We start from the raw sequence: 4,410 nt of genomic DNA on the forward strand, positions 1-4,410 counted from the left end.
ACAGACTTGGACTCGACACCCTCCACGAACCCCCGCCCCACCTTCGAGGCCACCTCCTCGCCCAACGGCGACAGACCGCGCGCGTCCTCCAGGATGGCCGGCAGGGACTCATGCAGCTGCTCCGTGGCCGCCTTCACCACGCCCCTCGCCATGACCTGGGCCCGCTCGCCCGGTGTGCGGATTTCGTCCGTGCGGGAGTGGGCGAAGCTCACCACCTCGGCGAAGAGCTGGTTGAGGCGCACCATGAAGCCGTGGAGGGGCAGGCCCCCGTCATTCCACTCGCGCTCCAACGCCTTCAGCGCCCCCTCCATGGCCGCGCCCGCCAGCACCTCGGTCGCGTCCGCTGACGCTCCCGGTTCACGCGCGGCGGCCTCGTGCGCCATGCGGCCCAGCACCGTGAGCAGGTCCTGGAGCAGGGTGTGCAGCTGACCGTGGCCGTCGGGGACCTCCTCGCGAAGCCCGTCCGCCGTGCCGCGCACCACGCCGGTGGCGATCTCCGTCGCCACCATGCGCTGAAGAGACAACGTCAGGTTGCGCAGCGCCTCGACGGGTCCCGTGGCTCCCATCGGTCCACCCGTCCTTCCTCAGGGGGTTCTCCTGGAGGATGCGGACCCGGGGTTGCCCGGGCAATGACATCCAGCCACGCCCTCCGCACGCCGCGCCGCTCCCCTTCCGGTGGTTCATCGCCTGTCGCGTCTCCATCCCTTGGCGCAGCCCCAGACACCGGAGCGTGCTTGCATGGCGACGAAGCCCGCGAAGAAGAAGCAGCCCAACCTCCTCGTCATCCCTGGAGTGCGCCGTGGACTCCGGGGCGATGGGACGGTGTCTCGAATCCATCGCCCCGGAGTCACACGGCTTGTGCGCGGAGGCATTCCAGGGCATCCCGGGGACTCCCGCCCGGAACCCCGCGACATGACCGACACCTCGTCCCCCGATGCAGCCCCTCGCGGCAGGCGCTGGCGCCGCGTCGCCCTGTGCTCCCTGGTGGCGGTGGCGGTGCTGGAGGTCGCCCTCAACGTCGCGCTCAACACGGGCGTCACCCAGGCCATCATGGGCCGCGCGACGGACCGCACGCGGCTGACGTGGCAGCGCGCGTGGTGGCTGTGGCCCGTGGGCAGGCTCCACCTGACGGGCTTCACCCTCACCCAGCAGGACCCGGACGTCTGGTGGAAGGTGGAGGTGGACGCGCTGGAGGCGGGCATGTCCCTCACGGGCCTGTTGCGCAAGCGCGTGGACGTGGACGGCATCGACGGGCACGGCGCCAGCTTCCACCTGGAGCCGTCCAGCGCTCCCGAGGAGCCATCCGCCCCGAACAGCAAGCCCTGGGTCATCCACCTCAAGGACGTCACGCTGCACCAGGTGCGCGAGCTGGACTTCAGCCGCGTGCGCTTCGCGGGCGCGCTGGACGTCACCGGCACGCTGAACCTCCAGTCCCGCGAACGCCTCGAGGTGGACCTGCCGTCGGTGCGCGTGGCGGAGGGCTTCATCGAAGTGGACGGCCAGCGCGTGGCGCGGCTGGAAGCGCTCGACTCGCGCGCCCGGCTGGACGCGCCCTTCCAGCCCGGCAAGGGCTACGACCTGACGAAGGCCCTTGGCGGCCAGGTGAAGACGCGCATCGACGTGCTGCCCCTGGACTGGATCAACGACCAGCTGGGCGCGAGCGCCCCGGTGTCCCTGCGCGGCGGCGCCGGACGGGTGGACCTGGACCTGCGCGTGGAGCGCAACACGGTGCAGCCCGGCAGCCAGCTGAAGGCCTCCGGCGAGGCGCTGGACCTGAAGGCCGGCCCCATGCGCGCCCGCGCCCCGTGGAGCCTCCAGGCGTCCATGGGCACGGAGCCGGGGGAACAGCTGTCCGGTTCCATGCGGCTGGCCTTCGCGCCCGTGCAGGTGTCGGCGGGCCCCAAGGGCTCCGACATGGAGGTGCCGGAGATCGCCCTCTCCGTCCGCGCCCGTCGCCGGGAAGGCCAGCCCGGCCTGGACCTGAAGCCCGAGCTGCACGTCGCGAAGAGCAAGCCCCTGGACCTGCGCGTGCTCAACCCGTGGCTGGGCCAGACGCTGGAAATCGACTCCGGCCACGTGACGGTGCGCAGTGAGGAGCCCTCCAATCGAGCGAAGGCCCGCAGCGCCCTGGAGCTGCGCATGGACACGAACCTCGTGTCCGGGCGGATGGGGCCCAACAAGGTCCTCCTGCGCGCGGAGGTGGAGGTGGACGCGCGGCACCTGTCCTGGGACATGACGGAGCTGGGCCTCAGCGGAACGACGCTGCGGCTGCGCGACGTGTCCTCCAACGGCAACGTGCCCATCCGCGCCTGGAGCGGGAACTTCACCCTGCCGCGCGCCAGCCTCAGCCTCTCCCCCACGGTGCTGAAGGCGCGCTTCGCAAGCCAGCTCACCGACACGCAGCCCATCGTCGCGCTGATCACCTCGTCCAAGAAGCTGCCCGGCTTCCTCACGTCCCTGCTCAACATCCCGGAGGTGGAGGTGACGGGGCAGGTGCAGATCGACGACCGCGGGCTCCAGCTGCGCGAACTGAAGGCGACGGGCAAGAGCTTCTCCCTGGAGGGCCACCTGGACCTCGTGCAGGGAAACATCACGGGCGCCCTGCTGGCGTCGCTGGGCGCGGTGACGGGCGGCATCGAGCTGAAGCCCGGCAAGCACGACGTGCACCTGCTGAACGCGACGGAATGGTTCAAGCGCCAGCCGGTGCCACCGTTCCGGTAGGCCGTCAAGACGGTCAGGTGCGGCAAACGGCGCGCTTGCGAATGCCACGCGTGGCAGTGCGACGCCGAACCAGCCAGCCGGCCGGATGCCCTTACGCCCGTCAGGCCGCCTACCGCCCAGGATTTCTCAGCCTTTGGTGCTGTAGGCGTGAAGGTCCCCGACTGCTTCAACAAGGACCTTCACATCATCACAGTGCTCCGGAATCGTAGCGCGAACTTCAGGGGTGAGGGCGTCCACGTTGACCTTCACGACATAATCCTCCCCTTCCCCGACAAGTCCGATTCCCCGAAGCCATTCGGTTCCAGAGAGGAGCCTGCCTAGTTCCTCCTTGGCGACTCTGGCTGCTTTTCGCGATGCCATTGCCGAATCATAGCGACTCTCCAGGCATACGTCATCCCAAGGGCCTTACTCGTGGAGCTCCAGCCCCAGAAGCTCAAGCGCGGTCTGGAGTGGGTTCGCGTAGGTCACGCCCATCCCGTTGGAACCACCTTGCGCTGAACCCGCGAAGAGGAGTCCAACCCCGCGATCTTCCTTATCGAGGATGAACGAGCCGGAGTCCCCCCCAGCGCTGAATGCGCCTGCCTTGCCCTCGATTTCGAGCTGTCCATCGAACGAATAGATGGGACCGCCATAGTTGACTGCGACCTGATCCACTTCCACAGCGGTGATTGTTCCCTGGGTGTATCCAGTGGTCCGGCCAACCTTCCAGACCGACAAGCTGGATGTGATGTCGTCCACGGCAACGACATTCTGAATGCGCTTCTTGCGATAGGTGGTCGTGAGCTCGACGTCACCATTCAGAAGTGCATAGGCAGCATCGACGGAGTTGTTGATCTTCTTCATCTGGATGAAGCGTTCCAGCTTGCCCACCACGTCCTCTGGGTTCCGGCCCCGATCGAAAGGGCCCGCCTGCAGGATGACGTCGCCTCGTCGCCCAGCGTTGCTGTCGGCCAGGACGTGATTGTTGGAGAGGATGCCCCGCCGGCCCCTGGCGTCGACCACGAAGCCGCCAATCGTTCCAGCGGTAACGCGGAAATGACCTACGGAGAATCCGGGCTCCAGGGGGCGCACCGTCCGCTGGTACTCCGTCAATCCCGCAGCAGCCGGGAGCACTTGCACCCTCCCGATGAACCGCACATCCACCTCATCGCGGGCCTTGCCTGCGACATAGGCTGCGTAGGTTTGCGTCTCCGCGGTTGCATCCTGGAGTCGAACCGCGAGCTTGAACTCATCGCGCTTCTTCCCCGGCACGATGCCCAGCGCAACACCATCAGGCGGCGATACGCGATTTGCACGGCGCTCTCGTGGTGAGCCCAACGATTCAAGACCAATGGCCTGCATCAGCGGCGGTGATCGACCCATCACGGTCTTGTGCAGATTGAATCGCAGCTCTTCTTTCAAGGCTCGCGCGCTTTCCAGCTTCATTCATCCCCCATGGGCAGCGGTTGCACTCCTGCCTGGCGCGCAGTGTATATGATTGCTGGGCATATTGGAATCCGACCCCAAACACATTCACACCACAAGGGACCGCGACAGAAGCGTCTGCGGTTGCGCCTCATTCACTGGGGAGCGTGAGCCTGGGAGCCGGTAGGCCGCACGTAGGCCGCCACGGCGCCCAGCAGCACGTCCAGGTCTTCGTCCACCACCAGGATGCAGCTCCACCAGGACATGCGCTGCCCTCCCCCGAAG

The 4,410-nt window shown here is 67.4% G+C and carries 3 protein-coding genes and 1 pseudogene; 1 reads left to right on the forward strand and 3 read right to left on the reverse strand.

What is annotated here, in order from left to right; all coding sequences use genetic code 11:
- A pseudogene (locus tag D7X55_RS36525) lies at positions 1-566 on the reverse strand (hypothetical protein); the annotation flags it as partial.
- A gap of 346 nt (positions 567-912) precedes the next feature.
- Here D7X55_RS36525 and D7X55_RS36530 point away from each other — a divergent pair.
- Entirely contained in the window at positions 913-2,721 is a 1,809-nt protein-coding gene (locus tag D7X55_RS36530; RefSeq protein WP_121725450.1) for a hypothetical protein, read from the forward strand.
- A gap of 126 nt (positions 2,722-2,847) precedes the next feature.
- On the opposite strand, the gene D7X55_RS45410 is transcribed toward D7X55_RS36530, so the two are convergent.
- Both D7X55_RS45410 and D7X55_RS36535 read right to left on the reverse strand, forming a co-directional pair.
- Positions 2,848-2,970, reverse strand: a complete 123-nt coding sequence (locus tag D7X55_RS45410; RefSeq protein WP_255425053.1) for a hypothetical protein — start codon at positions 2,968-2,970, stop codon at positions 2,848-2,850.
- A gap of 156 nt (positions 2,971-3,126) precedes the next feature.
- The gene (locus tag D7X55_RS36535) at positions 3,127-4,146 is read right to left on the reverse strand and encodes a trypsin-like serine protease (RefSeq protein ID WP_120552572.1); all 1,020 of its coding nucleotides are present in this window, start codon (positions 4,144-4,146) and stop codon (positions 3,127-3,129) included.
- Positions 4,147-4,410 lie beyond the last annotated feature (264 nt).

This window comes from Corallococcus sp. AB049A, assembly GCF_003668885.1.
GTDB lineage: Bacteria > Myxococcota > Myxococcia > Myxococcales > Myxococcaceae > Corallococcus > Corallococcus interemptor.